This window comes from Cutibacterium avidum 44067, assembly GCF_000367205.1.
GTDB classification, from domain to species: domain Bacteria; phylum Actinomycetota; class Actinomycetes; order Propionibacteriales; family Propionibacteriaceae; genus Cutibacterium; species Cutibacterium avidum.
Genome location: NC_021064.1, coordinates 1,481,461 through 1,502,083 on the forward strand (window position 1 = coordinate 1,481,461; position 20,623 = coordinate 1,502,083).

19 protein-coding genes are annotated in these 20,623 nt (G+C 64.6%); all 19 read right to left on the reverse strand.

Annotation, left to right across the window (positions count from 1 at the left end; translation table 11 throughout):
* Positions 1–49: 49 nt before the first annotated feature.
* Positions 50–1,297 (reverse strand): glutamate-5-semialdehyde dehydrogenase, encoded by a 1,248-nt coding sequence (locus tag PALO_RS06760; RefSeq protein WP_004811738.1) that lies wholly within the window; start codon positions 1,295–1,297, stop codon positions 50–52.
* 52 nt (positions 1,298–1,349) lie between these two features.
* A complete protein-coding gene (gene proB, locus PALO_RS06765; RefSeq protein ID WP_004811739.1) occupies positions 1,350–2,483 on the reverse strand; it encodes a glutamate 5-kinase in 1,134 nt (377 codons plus the stop codon).
* Positions 2,476–3,993, reverse strand: coding sequence for a GTPase ObgE (gene obgE, locus PALO_RS06770; RefSeq protein ID WP_015582947.1), 1,518 nt, complete (start codon positions 3,991–3,993; stop codon positions 2,476–2,478). Before obgE ends, proB begins: the two co-directional genes overlap by 8 nt.
* 102 nt (positions 3,994–4,095) lie before the next feature.
* Positions 4,096–5,886, reverse strand: coding sequence for an MDR family MFS transporter (locus PALO_RS06775; RefSeq protein WP_015582948.1), 1,791 nt, complete (start codon positions 5,884–5,886; stop codon positions 4,096–4,098).
* Positions 5,887–5,963: 77 nt separating this feature from the next.
* Positions 5,964–6,575 (reverse strand): TetR/AcrR family transcriptional regulator, encoded by a 612-nt coding sequence (locus PALO_RS06780; protein ID WP_036910411.1) that lies wholly within the window; start codon positions 6,573–6,575, stop codon positions 5,964–5,966.
* A gap of 100 nt (positions 6,576–6,675) precedes the next feature.
* Entirely contained in the window at positions 6,676–7,362 is a 687-nt protein-coding gene (locus PALO_RS12500; protein WP_036902358.1) for a hypothetical protein, read from the reverse strand.
* Between the two features lie 198 nt (positions 7,363–7,560).
* A complete protein-coding gene (rpmA, locus tag PALO_RS06790) occupies positions 7,561–7,830 on the reverse strand; it encodes a 50S ribosomal protein L27 (RefSeq protein ID WP_004811744.1) in 270 nt (89 codons plus the stop codon).
* 11 nt (positions 7,831–7,841) lie between these two features.
* The gene (gene rplU, locus PALO_RS06795) at positions 7,842–8,150 is read right to left on the reverse strand and encodes a 50S ribosomal protein L21 (RefSeq protein WP_002515641.1); all 309 of its coding nucleotides are present in this window, start codon (positions 8,148–8,150) and stop codon (positions 7,842–7,844) included.
* Positions 8,151–8,309: 159 nt separating this feature from the next.
* Positions 8,310–11,114, reverse strand: coding sequence for an Rne/Rng family ribonuclease (locus tag PALO_RS06800; RefSeq protein WP_015582951.1), 2,805 nt, complete (start codon positions 11,112–11,114; stop codon positions 8,310–8,312).
* A gap of 270 nt (positions 11,115–11,384) precedes the next feature.
* Positions 11,385–12,125, reverse strand: a complete 741-nt coding sequence (locus PALO_RS06805) for a TIGR03936 family radical SAM-associated protein (protein ID WP_015582952.1) — start codon at positions 12,123–12,125, stop codon at positions 11,385–11,387.
* 2 nt (positions 12,126–12,127) lie between these two features.
* Complete coding sequence (locus PALO_RS06810) at positions 12,128–14,080, reverse strand: TIGR03960 family B12-binding radical SAM protein (protein ID WP_015582953.1); 1,953 nt, start codon at positions 14,078–14,080, stop codon at positions 12,128–12,130.
* A 43-nt stretch (positions 14,081–14,123) separates the two neighbouring features.
* On the reverse strand, positions 14,124–14,540 hold the full coding sequence (ndk, locus tag PALO_RS06815) for a nucleoside-diphosphate kinase (RefSeq protein ID WP_004811748.1): 417 nt from the start codon (positions 14,538–14,540) through the stop codon (positions 14,124–14,126).
* Between the two features lie 32 nt (positions 14,541–14,572).
* Complete coding sequence (locus PALO_RS06820) at positions 14,573–14,959, reverse strand: DUF4233 domain-containing protein (protein ID WP_015582954.1); 387 nt, start codon at positions 14,957–14,959, stop codon at positions 14,573–14,575.
* A complete protein-coding gene (locus PALO_RS06825) occupies positions 14,956–16,416 on the reverse strand; it encodes a bifunctional folylpolyglutamate synthase/dihydrofolate synthase (protein ID WP_015582955.1) in 1,461 nt (486 codons plus the stop codon). Before PALO_RS06825 ends, PALO_RS06820 begins: the two co-directional genes overlap by 4 nt.
* Entirely contained in the window at positions 16,413–16,769 is a 357-nt protein-coding gene (locus tag PALO_RS06830; protein WP_015582956.1) for an RNA polymerase-binding protein RbpA, read from the reverse strand. Before PALO_RS06830 ends, PALO_RS06825 begins: the two co-directional genes overlap by 4 nt.
* Positions 16,770–16,885: 116 nt before the next feature.
* Entirely contained in the window at positions 16,886–17,128 is a 243-nt protein-coding gene (secG, locus tag PALO_RS06835; protein WP_016667361.1) for a preprotein translocase subunit SecG, read from the reverse strand.
* 159 nt (positions 17,129–17,287) lie between these two features.
* A complete protein-coding gene (gene tpiA / locus PALO_RS06840; protein ID WP_004811753.1) occupies positions 17,288–18,067 on the reverse strand; it encodes a triose-phosphate isomerase in 780 nt (259 codons plus the stop codon).
* Complete coding sequence (locus PALO_RS06845) at positions 18,067–19,275, reverse strand: phosphoglycerate kinase (RefSeq protein ID WP_015582958.1); 1,209 nt, start codon at positions 19,273–19,275, stop codon at positions 18,067–18,069. Before PALO_RS06845 ends, tpiA begins: the two co-directional genes overlap by 1 nt.
* A gap of 122 nt (positions 19,276–19,397) precedes the next feature.
* Positions 19,398–20,405 (reverse strand): type I glyceraldehyde-3-phosphate dehydrogenase, encoded by a 1,008-nt coding sequence (gene gap, locus PALO_RS06850; protein WP_004811755.1) that lies wholly within the window; start codon positions 20,403–20,405, stop codon positions 19,398–19,400.
* Positions 20,406–20,623 lie beyond the last annotated feature (218 nt).

Genomic DNA, 20,623 nt, shown 5'->3' on the forward strand with positions numbered 1-20,623 from the left:
CCTATCCCACAATCACCCCAGAACTACCGTTGGACGGTCAAGGACAGCCTCACGGACGGGTCTGACCGTCGCCCTGCAAGACGTAGGTCGTCGTCGTCATCTCCCGCAGCCCCATCGGTCCGCGGGCATGGAGCTTCTGGGTGGAAATACCGATCTCGGCACCAAATCCGAACTCCCCGCCATCGACGAACCGGCTGGAACAGTTCACCAACACCGCCGCGGCATCGACGCTGGAGGTGAAGAACTCCTGGGAGGTCATCGACTTGGTGACGATCGTCTCCGAGTGGCCCGAACCGTGCTTGGCGATGTGGTCGACGGCCTCCTCCAGGTCGTCGACGATGCGCAGCGCGAGGTCCAGGGACAGGTACTCGTCGTCGTACTCATCGGGTTCGGCCGGCACGATGCGGGGATCCAGCCGAATACTGTCCTCATCGCCATGCACCGTCACTCCGCGATCGCTCATGGCGTCCACCAGCAGCGGCACCGCGGTGTCCGCAATTCCCCGATGCACCAGCACCGTCTCGACGGCATTGCACACACTGGGACGCTGCGTCTTGGCATTGACGGCAATGCCGATTGCCATCTCCACATCGGCACTGACGTCGATGACGAGGTGGCAGTTACCGGTTCCGGTCTGGATGACGGGCACCTCGGCCCCGGAGACGACGGCGTTGATGAGCCCGGCCCCACCACGCGGAATGAGCAGGTCGACGTACCCGCGGGCAGCCATGAGCTCGTCGGTGACCTCATGGCCACCCTCGACGAGCTGCACCGCCTCACGGATCTCCTCGGGCAACCGGGAACGCATCGCCGCGATGACGGCACGGTTGGACTCCAGAGCCGAGGACGATCCTCGCAACAGGCAGGCGTTACCGGACTTGAGACAGATACCGGCGGCGTCAGAGGTGACATTGGGACGAGCCTCGTAGATGATCCCGATGACGCCGATCGGCACCCGGACCTGCTCCACCTTGACTCCCAGCGGAGTGTGCCTGCCACGCACGACCTCACCGACGGGGTCGTCGAGCCGAGCGACCCCTTCCAGACCGACGGCCATTCCCTCGACCCGTTCCGGGGTGAGGGTGAGACGGTCGACAAGGGCCTCGTCCATCCCGTTTCCGCGGCCACGATCGACATCAGCACGGTTGGCGGCCAGGATGTCGTCGACGTTCTGGCGCAACCCGGCGGCCATGGCCATCAGCAGGTCGTCCTTGTCGATGCGACGCAGCCGACGCAACACCGTGGCGGCAGATCGGGCAGCCTTGGCCTGTTCGATGACTCGCGAGCTCATGGCCACATGGTATTCGTCAGATGGGCAACACCACCATGGTGACCACAGCGACGGTGAGTCACTTCTTGGTAGTTCGACGACGGCTCAACACCATGGCGTCGCGATGGATGATCTCCCGAGACGCCGCCGGGCCCATTTCTGCGGCCAGCCAGGCGCTCGAACGTCCTCTCATCACGCGCACCTCGTCATGGGAGAACTGAGCAATGCCGCGCCCGACGAGCCGACCGTCCGGGGCCAGGATCGTCACCGGATCGCCCGCCTGAAAATCCCCGTGAACCCGAGTGACACCCACCGCCAACAACGACGAATGGCGTGTGGTGAGGGCCTCGACGGCCCCCTCGTCGATGACGATCTGACCCTGCGGGGTGGCGGCGTCGGCCAACCACAGCAGACGCCGGGACCGCCGCGTCGCCATCGGTCGGAAGTAGGTGCCCACGGCTGCCCCACCCAAGACGCCACGGGCATCCGAAGCCGATGCAAGCACCACAGGGACCCCCGCGCTGGTGGCCATTCGGGCGGCCTCCAGCTTCGTCGTCATGCCCCCGGTGCCGACCCCGGATCCGGCCTTGTGGGTGTCGATCTCCAGAGCGTCAATGTCCTCAACGACATCCAGACGACGGGCGTCCGGGGAATCCGGATGAGCAGTGTAGAGGGCGTCGACGTCAGACAGCAGCACGAGGGCCTGAGCGCGCACCAACTCAGCCACCAGAGCAGCGAGTCGGTCGTTGTCGCCGAACTTGATCTCCCCGGTGGCAACGGTGTCGTTCTCGTTGACGATCGGCACGACTCCCAGCTCGAGCAGGGTGTCCAGGGTCGACCAGGCATTTCGATAGGAGGTGGGACGGACCAGGTCATTGACGGTCAGCAGTACCTGTCCGACCCGCAACCCGTGGCTGGCAAACCGTGACGTGTAGTGGGCCAGCAGGATTCCCTGCCCGACCGAGGCTGCCGCCTGCTTGCCGGCCACGGTCCGTGGGCGGTGGGTCATTCCCATCGCTGGAAAACCGGTGGCGATGGCTCCTGAGCTCACCAGGACGACCCGCTTGCCGTCCGCGACGACCTCGCTGAGCACGTCGACCAGCTCGTCGACACGGCGAACATCGATCCCGCCGCCGGGCAGGGTCAACGAGGATGATCCGACCTTGACTACCACAGTGGTGGCCGCGGAAATGACTTGACGTTGATCAGTCACGGCCCTCGAACCGCTCCTCCTCGGCGACACGGGCACGCCACGACTCACCCCGTGGATCGCGACCGACCTGGCCGTATTCCTCACGGGCGCGGTGATATTCGCGATCCATCTCGCGACGACGGGTGGCCGAGGGACGCTCGGTCTCCAGACGCTGGTCCTCACCGCGGCGGGACAACAGCTCGGCACCCGACTCGATCTGCGGGGCGAAGTCGAAGATGACGGCGTCCTCACCACCGACGGCGACGGCATCACCGGCAATGGCACCCATGGCCAGCAGCTCCTCCTCGACGCCCAGGCGGTTGAGACGATCCGACAGGTAGCCGACGGCCTCCGGGTTGTCGAAGTCGGTCTGGGCGACCCATCGAGCCGGCTTGTCACCGGTCACACGCCACAGGAAGCCGCCCTCACCGTCGCCCTGACGCTTGATGGAGAAGGCCGGACCCTCCTCCTTGGGCCTGGGCCGGATGACGATCCTCTCCGGCTCGGGTTCGGGCTCATCCTCGCGAGCCTTCTCGACCAGATCGGCCATGGCGAACTTGAGGGAGCTGAGCCCCTCTCCCGACTTCGTCGAGACGCGGAAGACCGCCCAGCCACGCTTGCCGACATCGTCGAAGACGATGTCGGCCAGGTCAGCGGCGTCCGGGACGTCAACTTTGTTGAGCACCACCAGACGTGGACGATCCTCCAGGCCACCATGGGCAGCAAGCTCCCCCTCGATGACGTCGAGGTCGGTGACAGGGTCGCGACCGGGCTCGTAGGTGGCGCAGTCGATGACGTGGACGATGGCCCGGCAACGCTCGATGTGGCGCAGGAAGTCGAAGCCAAGGCCCTTGCCCAGCGAGGCCCCCGGGATGAGGCCGGGCACGTCCGCAACGGTGTAGGTCGTCTCCCCCGCGACGACCACGCCCAGATTCGGCACCAGGGTGGTGAAGGGATAATCGGCGATTTTCGGCTTGGCTCGCGAGATCGCCGCGATGAGGCTGGACTTTCCGGCCGAGGGGAATCCCACCAGGCCGATGTCGGCGACGACCTTGAGCTCGAGCAGGACCTTGCGTTCCTCTCCGGCCTCACCGAGCAAGGCGAAACCGGGGGCCTTGCGCGCCGAGTTGGCCAGCGCTGCATTGCCGAGACCGCCACGACCACCGGCCGCGACGACGAGCTCGGATCCCACTCCGACGAGGTCTCCCAGTGGCTCGCCGGTGTCGGCGTCGGAGACGACCGTGCCCTCGGGAACACCCAGGACGATGTCGGAGCCGTTGGCCCCGGCCTGGTTGTCACCGCGTCCAGGCTCGCCGTTGGTCGCCTTGCGAGTGGACTGCCAGTGATAGTCGACCAAGGTCGTCACCTGGGGGTCGACGCGCAGAATGACCGATCCGCCATGACCGCCGTTGCCACCATCGGGGCCGCCCAACGGCTTGAACTTCTCACGCTTGACGGAGGCGCAGCCGTGTCCTCCCTTGCCCGCCACGGCGGTCAGCGTCGCGCGGTCGACGAAGGACGGGATGGCCATGTTCTGCTCCTCGAAGATGGGGTCGGGCCGTCTGGCCCAGGGTGGATCCCAAGTCTAGACGCCGGGACGCGCCACCCCATCCAGGTGGCGCGTCCCGAACTGTCAGGCCTGTGCTGGTCGTTCCGGTCCAGCAGCTCGACGTGGCGGAGCTGCTTCAACCTTCACCGAATCCGCGGCATGCCGTGGCGTACCGGAGAGCTCGTCCCTCTTCGGGCCGTCCGAAGCCTCGGCGCAGGCGTCCTGGGACGGAATCTCCACGGCGTCACCGGAGGCTGCCGAAGTCTCCTGAGAAGTTCTCTCCTTGGACTCGGACGCAGCGCGCATCTGGATACCAGTGTGGTGGGACAGCGGCACGTCCTTGAGGAGGAAGGCCAGCAGACCTGCTACAGCAACCATCGGGGCCATCCACAGGAACAGCGGGGTCAGGGAGTTGACGTAGGCCTGGACGATACCGTCCCGAATCGCGTCAGGCATCTGATTGACGGCACCCGGGGTCAGCGAGGCTGCGGCGTGGCTGTGAGAGCTCATCGAGCCCAGCGCCTTGAGAACGGCCGGATCCTTGCTGGTGGCCAGGGAGGTGAACAGGTCCGTGACACGATTGGTCAGGCGGGTGGTGAAGGCCACGCCGATGAGAGAAGAGCCCAGGCACACACCGATCTGACGGAAGAAATTGTTGTGACTGGTGGCCGTTCCCAGCAGGGTTGGGCGGACGTCGTTCTGGACCGCCATGACGAGCAGCTGGAAGAACATGCCCATGCCCAGACCGAGGACGAAGGTGTCGCCCATGATCCGCCAGACCGGGGAGTCCTGGTTCAGGGTCGACATCAGCGCCATGCCACCGGCAGCGACGATCGGACCAATGATGATGAAGATGCGGTACCGCCCGATCTTGGAGGTCAGCAGACCGGTGATCGTCGCGGACAGCAGAATACCGATGGTCATGGGGATGAGCAGTAGACCAGACACCGTGGCCGAGTAACCGTAGGTCATCTGCATGTAGGTCGGCAGATAGGCCAGCACACCGAACATGGCGCCCATGGCGAGCATTCCGATGATCGTCGAGACGACGAAGGTGCGGTTGTGAAACAGCTCCAGCGGCAGCACCGGATCGGCGACCCGACGCTCGACGACGGGCAGCACGGCCCACGCCACGACCGCGACGACGCCCAGGCCGATGATCTGCCAGGACAACCAGTGGTACTGGGAACCGCCCCAGGTGGCCAGCAGCACGATGGCCACGGCGCCGACATCCATGAGGGTCAGCCCGAGCCAGTCAATCTTCGTCGTCAGCTCATGCTTGGGCAGCTTGAGGGCAATGAGGCAGGCCACCCAGGCCACGACACCCAGCGGCAGGTTGATCCAAAACACCCAGCGCCAGGAGATCGAGTCGGTGAGCCAGCCGCCCAGCAGCGGGCCGAGCACCGAGGACACACCGAACATCGCGCCCATCGGCGCCATGTAGGCGGCACGAACCCGCGGTGGGATGAGGTCGCCGGTGATGGCCTGGGACAAGATCATGAGGCCACCGCCACCCAGCCCCTGGATGAAACGGAAGAAGATGAAGGTGGTCATGGTGCCAGCGGTGCCGCACAGGGCAGAGCCCAGCAGGAACAGACCAATGGCGATGAGGTAGAGGGTCTTACGACCGATGAGGTCGGAGAGACGGCCATACAGCGGCATACCGACGGTGATGGCCAGGGTGTACGCGGTGATGACCCACGCCATGTGCTCGACGCCGGACAGGTCACCGACGATGGTCGGCAAAGCGGTGGCGACGATCGTCTGGTCCAGGGAGGACAGGAACATCACCATCATGAGGCAGAGATAGACGACCCAGAACCGGCGGTCCGGTTTGAACTTGGCAGCCTCAGGAGCGGCAGCAGTTGCAGACATGTCACAGCTTTCTGATGATGTCGGATGGGAAGTGTGGGGCGCGTTGTCGCGCAGGTTGTGACGAGTCAGCTCGTCGCTCACTGCGTCGAGACCGGCACCCGATCGCCGGCCAATTCCGCGGACAGCCTGACCCAGACGTCGACGACCCGGTCAAAGGTGCCGACCACCTCGGCAGAACTGGCCCCAGGACGGACCATGGCCGCTTGGAAGACTGAGCGCTCCATCGCCTGGATGGTGCCCACGAGGGCAAGGACCTCCAGAGAGTCCTCGGAGCGGCCGATTCGGCGAGCAGCTGCCGTCATGAGGGCAGCACGTTGACAGTCAACGGTCTCCTTGAGGGCCATCCGAAGCTCGGTGCTCTCCCCGCTGATCCTCATGAGTTCTCGCAGATCGTCGAGGTTGACGTCGAAGTTTCGCCACCGGGCATCGAGCAGGGTGCGAATGGCATCGGCCAGTGACGTCGAGATGTCCGTCGCGAAGGTCTCGAGGGCCTCCTCCGAGTGGGCGACCACCGGGGGCAGATAGACGTCGTACTTGGACGGGAAGTGGTTGAACACGGTCCGTCGCGACACCCCAGCACGCTCAGCGATGTCGTCGACTGTGACCTCGTCCACCGGCTTCTCGACCGCCAATTCCATTGCGGCACGGCGAATGACGCCCTGAGTGCGGATTGCTGTTGGTGAAGTCACACCCATAATTATGCACTGAGTGCAGTGTTTGCATCAAGTGCAGAACATGCACTCAGTACACAAAGGGTCACGCCCTCGGTGAACGACGGCATGAGAAGGCTCACCGGAAGGCGTGCCAGGCAGCTTTGAGATAGGGCCAGGCACGTTGAGCTGACTCCCGCCACTGCTCGAGCGAGCCGGTGGCTCGGTGTACCCAGGATCCGGCTTCCTGACCGGCCGATGGTGCCAACCACAGCACCCCGACGACAACGGTGAGCACACTCACGACGAGGGCCACTGTGACCATGCGGGTCCACATCCCTCGACGTTGACGAGCTCCCGAGACATTGTCGTGGGTCCGGGAGAACCATCTGGTGAAGAAGGCACCGCCCAGAGCGATGACGAGGCTGGTGACGGCGGCGCCGATCATCGTCCCGCCGATTCCCAGGCCTCCCACGACTCCGGTCGCAACGGCCGAGGCGCAGGCACCAGCAGCCACCTCATAGGGCCGAGGCCACCGGTGACGGGGCTCGACCTTCGGCGCGGGAGCCGCTTGGGCAGCCCGAGGGTTGTGAGACTCAGCCGCGGCGGGCCGAGAGGAACGAATCGGTGCCAGCGGCGCGGTAATCCTGGGCATCGGCCCCGTCGACACCAAGGTCGGCGCGTCCGACCCCGGCTCGATCCGGTACAGCCACCTCTCGTCCTCGCTGAATATCCGATTACCCACGGTTCTCTGATCTCCCATCGTCACAGGGTCGATAACGACCAAGTCTTGAGAGTAGGTCGCCATATCGTCACTTCCAGCGATCGCGACACAGTGACGACCACGGTCGCTGGGAGGATCCGACGACAGTCGCAATCCCCGGCATAATTCTCAGGTTCCGCCAAGTCACAGGCACACAAATGCTCAGGTACCGAGTTCCCGATTCCGCTCAGATCGATCCCCCAGACGCAGATCGGCCCCCACCTCAAGGGCGGGGGCCGATCAACATCTGTGCGTGGGGACTCAGGCCTCGACCGGGACCTCCACGGGGTTCACGTTGACGATCTTGCGGCCACGACGAGTGCCAAACTCGACATTGCCGTCACGCAGGGCGAAGAGGGTGTCGTCGCCACCGCGGCCAACCCCGTCACCGGGGTGGAAGTGAGTGCCGCGCTGACGCACGATGATCTCGCCAGCGTTGACGAGCTGACCGCCGAAACGCTTCACGCCGAGACGCTGAGCGTTGGAGTCACGACCGTTGCGCGAAGAGGACGCGCCCTTCTTGTGTGCCATGTCTGTCTACCTCAGCCTTCGATTCCGGTGACCTTGACCTGGGTGTACTTCTGACGGTGCCCCTGGCGCTTCTTGTAGCCGGTCTTGTTCTTGTACTTGAGGATGCGGATCTTCGGGCCCTTGGTCTCGCCGAGAACCTCAGCGGTGACCTTGACCTTTCCGAGCGCGTCCTTGTCGGAGGTGACGGACTCGCCATCAACCACGAGGAGCGGGGTCAGCTCGATGCTGCTGCCCGCCTCGTCGGCGACCTTGTCGATCTCGACGACGTCACCCACTGCCACCTTGTGCTGGCGGCCGCCACTACGCACGATCGCGTACACGCCTGACCTACTCTCGTTCTTGTCGTACATTTCCGGGGGCCGGAACCAACGGCCCCGGACAAACCTGACCGACGACTCGCGCCGGACCGGCTACCCATTTTACATTTCCTGTAGTGGGCGGTCAAAACAGCCGTCCACCGCCCTTATCCGGGCCCATCCTCACTTGGAATGGGACTTGCCAGAGGAGCCTTTGCGACCGCGTCCACGGCCCTTGGAACGCTCGCCACCATCGGCCGGGGCCTGGGAATCCACCGGCTTGTCGAAACGGTGGTAGCCACGGCCACCACAGGCCTCGCACTCTTCGGTGAAGGCCTCGGCCAGGCCGGTGCCGATCTTCTTGCGGGTCATCTGGACCAGACCCAACGACGTCACCTCAGCAACCTGGTGGCGGGTGCGATCCCGTCCCAGGCACTCGGTGAGACGACGGACCAAGAGCTCACGGTTGGTCGGCAACACCATGTCGATGAAGTCGACGACGATGATTCCGCCGATGTCGCGCAGCCGCAGCTGACGGACGATCTCCTCGGCCGCCTCCAGGTTGTTGGCGGTGACGGTGGCCTCGAGGTTGCCGGCAGATCCGGTGAACTTGCCGGTGTTGACGTCGATGACCGTCATGGCCTCGGTGCGGTCGATGACCAGCGACCCACCCGAGGGCAGGTAGACCTTGCGCTCCAGGGCCTTGGCGACCTGCTCGTCGATGCGGTGCTCGGTGAAGGGGTCCTTGTCGGCGTCCTCCCAGTGGGTCAGGCGCGAGGCCATCTCCGGGGCGACGTGATCGACATAGGCCTTGATGGTGTCGTAGGCGTCGTCCGAGCCACCGTTGCCGGCAATGACGAGCTCGGAGAAGTCTGCGGTGAACAGGTCGCGGATGATGCGCACCGTCAGGTCCGGCTCCGAGTACAGCATGAGCGGCGCCTTGCTGGTGCTGGCCTTGCGCTCGATGACCTCCCACTGAGCCTTGAGACGGTTGATGTCGCGGACGAGATCCTCCTCGGTGGCTCCCTCTGCGGCAGTGCGCACGATGACGGAGGCATCCGACGGGATGTTGTTCTCGACGATCTTCTTGAGGCGCTTGCGCTCGGAGTCGGCCAGCTTGCGGGAGATTCCCGAGAGATGACCGCCGGGCGAGTAGACGACGAAGCGTCCAGGCACCGATATGTGGCTGGTCAGACGAGCACCCTTGGCGCCCACCGGGTCCTTGGTGACCTGCACCAGGACCTGGTCTCCCGACTTCAGGGCATGCTCGATGCGCTTGTCCTCGCCCTCCTTGCCGTACTTGGCCCAGTCGACCTCGCCGGCGTAGAGCACGGCGTTGCGACCACGGCCGATGTCGATGAACGCGGCCTCCATCGAGGGCAGGACGTTCTGGACCTTGCCCAGGTAGATGCTGCCGATCGAGGACGCGGCCGAGGCACGGTCGACGTAGTGCTCGACGAGGACGCCGTCCTCCAGCACCGCCAACTGCGAGTACTCGTCGGACTGACGGACGACCATCTTGCGGTCCACCGATTCGCGGCGAGCCAGAAATTCGGCGTCGGTGATGACCGCGCTGCGTCGGCGACCGGCGGTACGCCCCTCACGGCGACGCTGCTTCTTGGCCTCCATACGAGTCGAGCCCTCGATGCCGGTGATCTCGTCAGCCACCGACTGACGCGAGCGCGGCTCACGAACCTTGATGACGACCTCGCTGGGATCGTCGTCAGAACCGCTGATGTCCTCACCACGGCGGCGACGACGACGGCGACGACGACGGGTGGCATCCGAGTTCCGGGACTCCGAGCCATTCTCAGAGCTGTTCCCCGAGTCGTCATCGTCGTCCGACTCGTCCTCCGAAGAGTTGTCCTCGGTGTCCTCACTGCGCCGACGACGACGTCCGCCCCGACGACGGCGACGACGGTTCTGGCCTTCCTCCTCGGAGGTGGAGTCCTCGGACTCGGAGGTCGTCTCCTCCTCGACGGAATCAGCAGTCTTCTCGTCCGACTTCTCGTTCTTCTCGCCGGAGCTCTTTCCGCCCTTGCCCTTCTCAGGCTCGACCTCGGCTGCCCCCTCGGTCTTCTCGGCGGTCCCCTCAGCGTGATTGCCAGCCTCGGACGGACGAGTGGCGCGACGACGACGCTTCTTCGGCACGGCAGCCTCTCCCCCGCCGATCTCGACAGCCAAGGAGTCGAGGATGTCACTGGCCGAGCGCTCCTCGCCGTCCTTGAGCCCGAAGGGATCGGCCAAGGTTCCCTCAACCTTGTGATTGCGGGCCTGAGCCTTGGCCTTGGTCAGCGCGGCATTGATGGGATCGTCGTCAGATCCCTTGTCCTTGGCACTCTTGTCATCCTTGGCGTCCGTGATGGTCGCCTTGCCCTCGGCATTTTCCTCGGACTTGTCAGAAGCCCGGGAGGACCGACGGCGAGTGGCGCGACGACGCTGGGAGGTGCCACGCTCGGTCTCGACGGACGGAGCGGTCTCGGATGCGCCACGACGGGTGGTGCGGGTCTCGGAATCATCGTTCGTCCCAGCGGCAGACTCGGTGCTGTCGGCCTCGGACGGGGACTCGTTCTCGGCGGCTGCACGGGTGCTCCTGGTCCTCGTCCGGGTGGACTTGGCAGCGGAGTCGCCATTGCGACGGGTACGGGTGCGACGGGGCTTCTCAGCCCCGGCCGTCATCTCCTCGGACATCGTGTCCTCGGTCTTCGGCTCGGCAGCCTTGGGTTCCTCGACCTTGAGGGTCTCAGCCTTGGCGGCCTTGCGACGGCGTCCCATCGGAGGGCGAGGAAGGTCAGATGCCTCGGCATCGGAGGTGATGACGGAGCCGCCGGTACCGGCGGCGGTGATCGTCACCGAGGCGCTCTCGGTCTCGCCCTGGGCAGGAGCCCCGGCAGGACGCGATGCGACCCGACGGCGTCGAGAAGCGGGAATCTCAGCGGTGGAATTCTCGTCAGAATTCAATGTGGTGTTGTCAGTCTCGTCGAGCATTGTGCTCTCCTTGGCCTTTCGGCACGGTCAGTGCCCACCCGGATACGGCCCTGCGAAAATCCTTCCGCAGACGTGTGCAAACGCCTCGCGCTGTACTGACGGCGTCATCCCCGGCATGGGGCAAAAGCTTTCGGTGAGCCCTCGAGTCCCCCGCGGTCGCCTCTCGGCGTCGCGGTAAGAACCGTCGAGTGGGGTGGCACCCCGTTCACCTGAGTCCCAGTATGTCACGTCACAGGGGTCGATGCCAGATACCGCACAGTGACGACGACGTCACCACACCGTCACGGCAACCCCGGAAAACGGGTCGGTCAGTACCGTCGAGACCCCGCTGGCATCCTCGACACAGGCACCCTGAGCCAGTCGCGTCGCCCGCGCGGCATCAACGTCCAGCGCCGGGCATTTCTCGGCCAAAGCACGCAGTACGTCGTCCGGACGAACCAGCGGAGTGACGTGACGCAGCATGAGCCGCAGCTTCCCGTCCCAGACGTCCAGACCGATGAGAGCTGCGCGGACGTCGAAGGTGCGCATACCGGACTTCGTCATCCGCTTCACCTCGACGGTCTCGGCTGCCATGACGGCCTCCACGGCCTCGGCCAGCCCTGCCACCTCACCAACGGGCGCGATGAGCCAGGCCGACGCTGTCAACAGTTCGGTGAAGGGGGTGCGATCAGTCTCGACAGCCTCCAGCACCTCCATGCCGGGTGGCATTTCGGCGCCAAGGACCGTCAGGACCTTGTCCGGGTCGCAGATCTCGGCCAACGCCACCTCGAGGTACTCGGCCTCCGAGGCCGCCCCGGTGGCCGAGGCGTTGGCGTAAGAGATACGCGGGTGCGGGCTGAATCCCGACGAGTACGCCATCGGAATGTGGGCCCGGTTGAGAGCTCGCTCGAAGGCGCGGGCGAAGTCACGGTGAGAGGTGAACCTGGCGGTACCGCGCTTGGCGTACCGCATCCTCAGCCTCTGCTTCGGCGGGGCCTGCTGCTCGGGCTGCTTCTGGGCGCGCTTCGACATCGTCAGGCCTCCTTCGCCGGGGCGAGGTCAGGTTCGACCGGGATCAGCGGGATGAGTGAATGACCTGACGGACCCACCTGGATCTCGGTGCCCGTCTGCGGGCACACCCCACAGTCGTAGCAGGGGTTCCAGCGGCAGTCGTCGACGGCCTCGCCGTCCAGGGCGTCCTGCCAGTCGTCCCACAACCAGTCGCGGTCAAGTCCAGAGTCAAGATGGTCCCAGGGCAGCACTTCCTCGTAATCACGCTCACGAGTGGTGAACCAGTCCAGGGAGACACCGAGCGGCTCGAGCTCCTGCTCACAGCAGGCCACCCACCGGTCGTAGGAGAAGTACTCGTTCCAACCGTCGAAAACTCCCCCGTCACGCCAGACGGCCTCGATGACCTTGCCGACCCGTCGGTCACCGCGCGAAAGCAGCCCCTCGATGATGCCGGGGCGCCCGTCGTGGTAGCGCATGCCGATGGACCGACCGAACTGGCGGTCAGCGCGAATGGAATCTCGCAGCACGGACAGACGGTGGTCGACCTCATCGGCAGAAGCCTGGGCGGCCCACTGGAAAGGGGTGTGAGGCTTGGGCACGAATCCGCCGATGGAGATCGTGCACCGAATGTCCTTGCGTCCGGCCGCAGCACGACCGGCCTCGATGACGTGGGAGGCCATGTCGTGGATTCCCAGCACATCCTCATCGGTCTCGGTGGGCAGACCACACATGAAATACAGCTTGACCTGACGCCAACCATTGCCGAATGCGGTGGCAACGGTGCGGATGAGGTCGTCCTCGGTCACCTGCTTGTTGATGACCTGGCGCATCCGCTCCGAGCCTCCCTCGGGAGCGAAGGTGAGACCGGAACGACGACCATTGCGGCTCAGCTCGTTGGCCAGATCGATGTTGAAGGCGTCGACGCGAGTGCTCGGCAGGGACAGGGACACATTCGTCCCCTCGTAGCGATCCGCAAGCCCCTTGGTGATGTCAGAAATCTCCGAGTGGTCGGCGCTCGACAGGCTCAACAGACCGACCTCTTCCAGACCGGTGGCCTGCAGGCCGTCATCGACCATCTGGGCGATGGTGTCGATGGATCGCTCGCGCACCGGACGAGTGATCATGCCCGCCTGGCAGAACCGGCAGCCGCGGGTGCAGCCGCGAAAGATCTCCACCGAGTAACGCTCGTGGACGGTCTCGGCAACCGGGACGATGGGCTTCTTCGGATACGGCCACTCGTCAAGGTCCATGACGGTGTGCTTGGAGACGGTGAACGGTGCCTCCGGACGATTAGGGGCAACTCGACCGATCGTTCCGTCGTCGAGGTATTCGACGTCGTAGAAGGAGGGCACATAGACCCCGCCAGTTTCGGCAAGCCTCACCAACAAACCTTCGCGTCCGCCCGGCCGGCCCTCCTCCTTCCAGTCCCGGATGATCTCGGAGATCTCCAGGGAGGCCTCCTCACCGTCCCCCAGGACGGCGGCGTCGATGAAGTCGGCGACGGGTTCGGGATTGAAGGCGGCGTGACCGCCGATGAGGACGATGGGGTCGTCGTCAGTGCGATCAACCTGATGAACGGGGATACCGGCCAGACTGATGGCATTGAGCATGTTGGTGTAGCCCAACTCCGTCGACAGTGAGACTGACATGACGTCGAAGTCGCGCACCGGCCGGTGACCGTCAAGGGTGAACTGAGGAATCCCAGCAGCCCTCATCTGCTTCTCCATGTCCGGCCACACCGAGTAGGTGCGCTCAGCCAGGATCCAGTCACGTTCATTGAGCACCTCGTAGAGGATGGCCACGCCCTGATTGGGCTGGCCAACCTCGTACGCGTCGGGGTACATCAGGACCCAGCGGACATCAGTGTCCTGCCAATCCTTGACGATGCTGTTGTGCTCCCCACCCACGTACTGGATGGGCTTGTTGACTCGGGCCAACAGCGGTTCAATCCTACCGAGGAGATCCTGGGTACTCACGAACGGTCATGGTAGGCGGTTCGGGCCGGATCACGGAATCAGATCACACCAGATCCGGGAACCAGATGCCGATCTCGCGCTCGGCGGATTCCGGACAGTCAGAGGCGTGGACGAGGTTGCGGTTCTTGAGCGTGCCGTAATCGCCACGAATTGTTCCTGGAGCAGCCTCTGCACAGTCGGTCTTGCCATTCATGGCGCGAACGACCTGGATGGCCTTGCGTCCCTCGAGCACCAGGGCGACCAGCGGCCCGGAGGTGATGAACTCCTCCAGCGGCGGGTAGTAGTCGCGTCCGACGTGCTCGGCGTAATGATTGGATGCAGTATCAACATCAATGGTGCGCAGCTCCATTGCGCGCACGATGAGACCCTTGGCCTCGTACCTGCTGATGATCTCGCCAATGAGATGACGCTCAACGGCGTCCGGCTTCAGCAGGACCAGGGTACGTTCCGTGTCAGTCATGGCCCCAACCTATCGCAGCGCGGATCGCGACCTCAGCGGACCTCGAGGTTTCCATCAATACGCCTACCCAGCACGATGATGGACACCCAAATCGCGGTGAAGACGATCCCGACGGCGTACATCATCGGGGTGGCCAGCCCCAGCAGGATTCCGAAGATCTGCAGGGCCCACGAGAGCAGGTATCCCCACGTGCGGGGGACGCCAACAGCGCAGAGGATCGAGATGACCATGCCGACACATCCCAGGACAACTGACATGGCCACACTGATGCCGGAGACCAGGATCATGCCCGGGATCGTCAGACCGAAGACGATGACCTCAAAGGCCAGGAAACTCACCACGACCTTCGTCATCGGGTTGCCTGCGGGCAGGGTGAGGAAGCTGCCTCTTGCGATCCCGGGCTGCGCGGCCATCGTCACCAACCTCCGTCGTCGTCATTCATGTCGGTAACCATGTCATCGTCAGGCAGTGGGTCGAGGCGCTGACCCTCCATCGCCTCGATCTGTTCCTGGGACAGGTCCGGGGTCTCGACGATGGCGGTCTGCGGAGCGTCGAGCATGGTGCCGTCAGGACGCAGGATCGCCCTGGCACGACCAGCCAACACGACCGATCCGGCGATGAGGACACCGGCCCCTGGCCCGGACGCATCTGCGATGCGGAGGGCTTCCTCGAGGGCCTCGGGGACGTCCGCGACCCGGGTGAGGTGGCCGTCATCCCAATGAGCCGAGGCCTTCTCCGCCAAGTCGTCAACACTCAAGGCACGCGGCAGGTCCGGCATCGAGGTGACGACGACGTGGCTCACCGAGTCCGACAGCACCGACAGCACCCCGTCGATGTCCTTGTCGGCCATTGCCGCCACGACAGCGATGAGGGGCTCGGTCTCGAAGGATTCGCGCATCCCAGCCATCGCCGACGTCGCTCCGTGAGGATTGTGGAAGGTGTCGAGGATGACGAGCGGAGACCGTCGGACGACCTCGAGACGAGCCGGAGCCTCCACAGCAGCCAAACCCTGCTCGATGATGGCGGGCTTGAGCGGCCCGGTGAGAGCCTCGGTCGCCGCAACAGCCTGGGCAGCGTTGTGAGCCATGTGTTCACCGAAGATCGGCAGGAACAGCTCCCCCAGCGGCCCGGAAGCAGTCTGGACACGCAGCACCTGGCCGCCGAGGCCACTGCGGCGGTCCAACAGGCCCCAGTCCGGGCCCTCCAGCAGCGGCTTGACGCCGGCGTCGGTGCACTGGGCAAGCAGGATCGGCGCGGCTTCCGACTCCTGGCCAGCAATGACCGGAGTGCAACCTGGTTTGATGATTCCCGCCTTCTCGGCGGCAATTTTGTCGATGGTGTTGCCAAGGATGTGCATGTGGTCCATAGCGACAGGGGTGACGACCGCGATAGTTGCGTCCGCAACGTTGGTGGCATCCCAGCGTCCTCCCAGACCGACCTCGACCACAGCGACGTCCACCGGGGCATCCGCGAAAGCCGCGAAGGCCATGGCCGTTACGACCTCGAAGAAGGTCATCTGGATGCCGTCGATGTGCTGACCGTCAACCATGGCCACCATCGGCTCGATCTGACGCCAGGTCTCGTCGAACAGCTCGTGGCTGACGGGACGACCGTCGATGCAGATGCGCTCGGTGACGTCGACCAGATGTGGGGAGCAGTAACGTCCCACCCGCAGGCCGGCGGACCGCAGCAGCGAGTCAATCATGATGGCCGTCGATCCCTTGCCGTTGGTGCCGGCAATCTGGATGACGGGGCAGGCCTGCTGTGGATTGCCCAGCAGGTCGAGAAGGGCACGTTCCCGGTCAAGGCCGGGACCGATGCGATGCTCGGGCCAACGAGCGGTCAGCTCTGCCACGAGCTGGTCATGGCTGCTCAATAGATGACCTCGCCATCATGGCGACGCTGACGCAGGTTCTCCAGCGCCTCGGCGAGGATGGCAGCGGCCTCAGCCTCGCTACGACGCTCCTTCACATAGGCCAGATGGGTCTTGTAAGGCACGATCTTCGGCGGAGCAGGAGGATTCGCCTGGTCACGGTTAGCCGGCAGACCGCACTTCGGGCAATCCCAAGTGTCGGGGACCTCTGCCTCGGCCGAGAAGGCCGGGCGGATCACGTGGTGGTTGGCGCAGAAGTACGAGACGTACTCACGGGGGGCAGCCTCGCCGCGCTCTGCCTCTCCCATGGGGCCGGCACCGACGCGACTTCCACGGATGGCGCTTCCACCTGACATTCGTTCACTCTCCTCGAAGGGGGGTCACAATACTGCCTGAGGGCAGCATCATTGGGGGCGGGAGGGATCAGCCCTCCCATGTGCTCCGGCGCGGCAGACTGCCGCCCGATTCCGGCTCAGGAATGGCTGTAGAGCACCAGCAGGACGATGATGGAGGCCAGCCACAGCAGGCCAATGACGACCGTCAGACGGTCAAGATTCCGCTCAGCCACGGAGGTTCCACCCATGGAGGTCGACACACCTCCACCGAAGAGGTCGGAGAGGCCGCCGCCCTTGCTCTTGTGGAGGAGGACGAAGAGGGTGAGGATGACGCTCAGCACGCACAGGATGATCGACATCGTCAGCACGGGCCAGGTCATGAGGGGAGCCGAAATCACGTCGTACAGGGTAACTCACGAGCCGCCAGATCCCCACATCGAGCCCCGGAACTATGCGCGAAGTGTGCATACACATCAACGCAGGGACGAAACGACCCCCGCACCGAGTGGTGCGGGGGTCGTCGTTGAACTTGTTGCGGATCAAGCCTCGTAGAAGGTCACGATCTTGGAGAAGTCACCAGCCTTGAGCGAAGCGCCGCCCACCAGGGCGCCGTCAACATCAGGCTTAGCCATGATCTCGGCGACGTTGGCCGGCTTGACCGAGCCGCCGTACTGGATGCGCACGGCCTCGGCGGTCGGGGCGCCGTAGAGCTCCTTGACGGCCTCGCGGATGGCCTGGCAGACCTCCTGGGCGTCGTCAGCGGTGGCGGTCTCGCCGGTGCCGATGGCCCAGATGGGCTCGTAGGCGATGACGAGCTTGGCGACCTGCTCGGCGGAAATGCCGTCGAGGTCAGCCTTGATCTGGCCGACGGTGTGCTCGACGTGCTTGCCGGCCTTGCGGACCTCGAGGTCCTCACCACAGCAGATGATCGGGGTCATGCCATTCTCGATGGCCTTCTTGGCCTTGACGTTGACCAGCTCGTCGGACTCGTTGTGGTACTCGCGACGCTCGGAGTGACCAACGACGACGTAGGAGCAGCCCAGCTTCGACAGCATGGTGCCGGACACCTCACCGGTGTAGGCGCCGTCGTCGTGAGCGGAGATGTCCTGGGCGCCATAGGCGATCGGCAGCTTGTCACCATCGATAATGGTGGCCACGGAGCGGATGTCGGTGAACGGCGGGATGACGACGGCCTCGGACTTGGAGGAGTCGTATCCGGCAGCCTTGAGGGCCTCACCGAGATCCTGGACGAGGGAGGTGGCGGCAACGTGGTCGAGATTCATCTTCCAGTTGCCGGCCATGATCGGGGTACGAGACATCAGTTGTTCTCCTTGAGGACTGCGATTCCGGGCAGCTCCTTGCCCTCCATGAGCTCGAGGGAGGCGCCACCACCGGTGGAAATGTGACCGAACTGGTCGTCGGCGAAGCCGAGGGCGCGAACGGCGGAGGCGGAGTCTCCACCGCCAACCACCGAGAGGCCGTCGACCTCGGTGAGAGCCTGAGCAACGGCCTTGGTGCCGAGCTCGAGACCCTTGATCTCGAAGACGCCCATCGGGCCGTTCCAGAACACCGACTTGGCGCCCCTGATGGCCTCGGCGTAGGCCTTCTCGGTCTCCGGGCCGATGTCAAGGCCCATCTTGTCGGCCGGAATGGCGTCAACGGGCACGACGTCGACCTGGCCGACGGTGTGGGCGTCGAAGTCGACGTCAGAGGCGACGCGGACGTCGGTCGGCAGCAGGATCTGCTTGCCAGCGGCCTTGGCGGCCTCGAGGTACTTCTTGCAGGCCTCGACGGAGTCATCGTCGACCAGCGACTTGCCAACCTCCAGGCCCTGGGCCTTGAGGAAGGTGAACAACATGCCGCCACCGACGACAAGGGTGTCGGCAACCTTGAGCAGGTTGTCGATCACGGCAAGCTTGTCGGCGACCTTGGCACCACCGAGGACGACGACGAACGGACGCTTCGGGTCGGCGGTCAGGCCCTCGAGGACCTCGACCTCCTTGGCGACCAGGGAGCCGGCAGCGCTCGGCAGCAGCTTGGCGACGTCGTAGACGGAAGCCTGCTTGCGATGCACGACACCGAAGCCGTTGGAGACGTAGAACTCACCGAAGGAGGCGTACTTCTTGGCGAGCTCGGTGCGCTCAGCCTCGTCCTTGCTGGTCTCGCCCTTCTCGAAGCGGACGTTCTCGACCAGAGCGATCTCGCCGTCGGCGAGGGACTCGGAGGTCTTGGTGGCGGACGGGCCGACGACGTCCTCAGCGAGCTTGACGTCAAGGTTCATGAGCTCGCCCAGACGCTTGGCAACCGGGGCCAGAGAGTACTTGGGGTCGACGGCACCCTTGGGACGACCGAGGTGGGCGAGCACAGTGGTGCGCGCGCCGGCCTCGTGCAGCTGGGTCAGGGTGGGCAGGGCGGCCTTGATGCGACCGTCATCGGTGATCTTGTCCCCGTCGAGCGGGACGTTGAAGTCGCAACGGATGACGACGCGCTTGCCGCGCAGGTCTCCGAGATCCTCAACAGATTTCATGTGGAAGCCCTTTCTTGAGGCGATGGTCGTGAACGACGTTTCACGAGCGTCGTGGCCCGGGTACGGATGACGGCCCCGCGCCCGCATGGGCACGGGGCCGTCATCAGCTCACGATGGTGAGATCAGGCAAGCTTGCTGGCGACGAGCTTGGTGAGGTCAACCAGACGGTTGGAGTAGCCCCACTCGTTGTCGTACCAGGAGAGGACCTTGACGAGGTTGCCGATGACCTTGGTCTCGGTGGCGTCGAAGATCGAGGAGTGCGGGTCGCCCTCGATGTCCTTCGACACGATCGGATCCTCGGTGTAGGCCAGGATGCCCTTCAACGGACCCTCAGCAGCCTTCTTGACGGCAGCCTGAACCTCCTCGACGGTGGTCTCCTTGGAGGTCTGGAAGGTCAGGTCGGTCAGGGAGCCGGTCGGAGTCGGGACGCGGACGGCGAGGCCGTCGAACTTGCCCTTGAGCTCCGGCAGGACCAGGGCCACGGCCTGGGCGGCACCGGTCTTGGTGGGGATCATGTTGAGGGCGGCAGCGCGGGCGCGACGCAGATCCTTATGGGGGGCGTCCTGCAGGCGCTGGTCACCGGTGTAGGCGTGAACGGTGGTCATGATGCCGCGCTCGATGCCGAAGGCGTCGTTGAGGACCTTGGCCAGCGGGGCGAGGCAGTTGGTGGTGCACGAAGCGTTCGAGATGACGTTGTGCTTCTCGGTGTCGTAGTCGTCGCTGTTGACGCCCATGACGAAGGTGCCGTCGACGTTCTTGCCGGGAGCGGAGATGATGACCTTCTTGGCGCCAGCCTCGATGTGGGCCTTGGCCTTCTCGCCATCGGTGAAGAGTCCGGTGGACTCGACAACGATCTCAGCGCCGAGCTCCTTCCAAGGGAGGTCAGCGGGGTTGCGCTCGGCAAGGACCTTGATGGTCTTGCCGTCAACGGTGATGGAGTCATCGTCGTAGCTGACCTCACCGGAGAAACGACCCATGATGGAGTCGTACTTCAGGAGGTGGGCCAGGGTCTTGGTGTCGGTGAGGTCGTTGACGGCCACGACCTCGAGGTCAGCACCCTGTTCGGAGAGGGCGCGGAAGAAGTTACGGCCAATGCGGCCAAACCCGTTGATACCAACCTTGACGGTCATTAAGGAATCTCCTCCAGATGAGGTTTGTGCGTTCAGCACTCGGACATCTCCAAGCATAGCGACCAAGGGCAATGAACAAAGCCCTGGCCCCGCTTTAAGGCAACGTCACGGGCGAACGATCACGAGCATCGACCAGATCGACGCACAAATGACCATGCGGTTGCGCGAATCCCTCCCTGGTGGGAAGAGCCAAGGATCGGTTATGGGCGCCGAGATGG

Excerpts from the sequence above, each read along its gene's own strand:
- obgE (WP_015582947.1), bottom strand. The coding sequence starts at position 3,993 with ATGGCCATCCCGTCCTTCGTCGACCGCGCGACGCTGACCGCCGTGGCG.
- PALO_RS06775 (WP_015582948.1), bottom strand. The coding sequence starts at position 5,886 with ATGTCTGCAACTGCTGCCGCTCCTGAGGCTGCCAAGTTCAAACCGGAC.
- rpmA (WP_004811744.1), bottom strand. The coding sequence starts at position 7,830 with ATGGCACACAAGAAGGGCGCGTCCTCTTCGCGCAACGGTCGTGACTCC.
- PALO_RS06800 (WP_015582951.1), bottom strand. The coding sequence starts at position 11,114 with ATGCTCGACGAGACTGACAACACCACATTGAATTCTGACGAGAATTCC.
- PALO_RS06805 (WP_015582952.1), bottom strand. The coding sequence starts at position 12,125 with ATGTCGAAGCGCGCCCAGAAGCAGCCCGAGCAGCAGGCCCCGCCGAAG.
- ndk (WP_004811748.1), bottom strand. The coding sequence starts at position 14,540 with ATGACTGACACGGAACGTACCCTGGTCCTGCTGAAGCCGGACGCCGTT.
- PALO_RS06830 (WP_015582956.1), bottom strand. The coding sequence starts at position 16,769 with ATGTCAGGTGGAAGCGCCATCCGTGGAAGTCGCGTCGGTGCCGGCCCC.
- secG (WP_016667361.1), bottom strand. The coding sequence starts at position 17,128 with ATGACCTGGCCCGTGCTGACGATGTCGATCATCCTGTGCGTGCTGAGC.
- tpiA (WP_004811753.1), bottom strand. The coding sequence starts at position 18,067 with ATGTCTCGTACCCCGATCATGGCCGGCAACTGGAAGATGAATCTCGAC.
- PALO_RS06845 (WP_015582958.1), bottom strand. The coding sequence starts at position 19,275 with ATGAAATCTGTTGAGGATCTCGGAGACCTGCGCGGCAAGCGCGTCGTC.
- gap (WP_004811755.1), bottom strand. The coding sequence starts at position 20,405 with ATGACCGTCAAGGTTGGTATCAACGGGTTTGGCCGCATTGGCCGTAAC.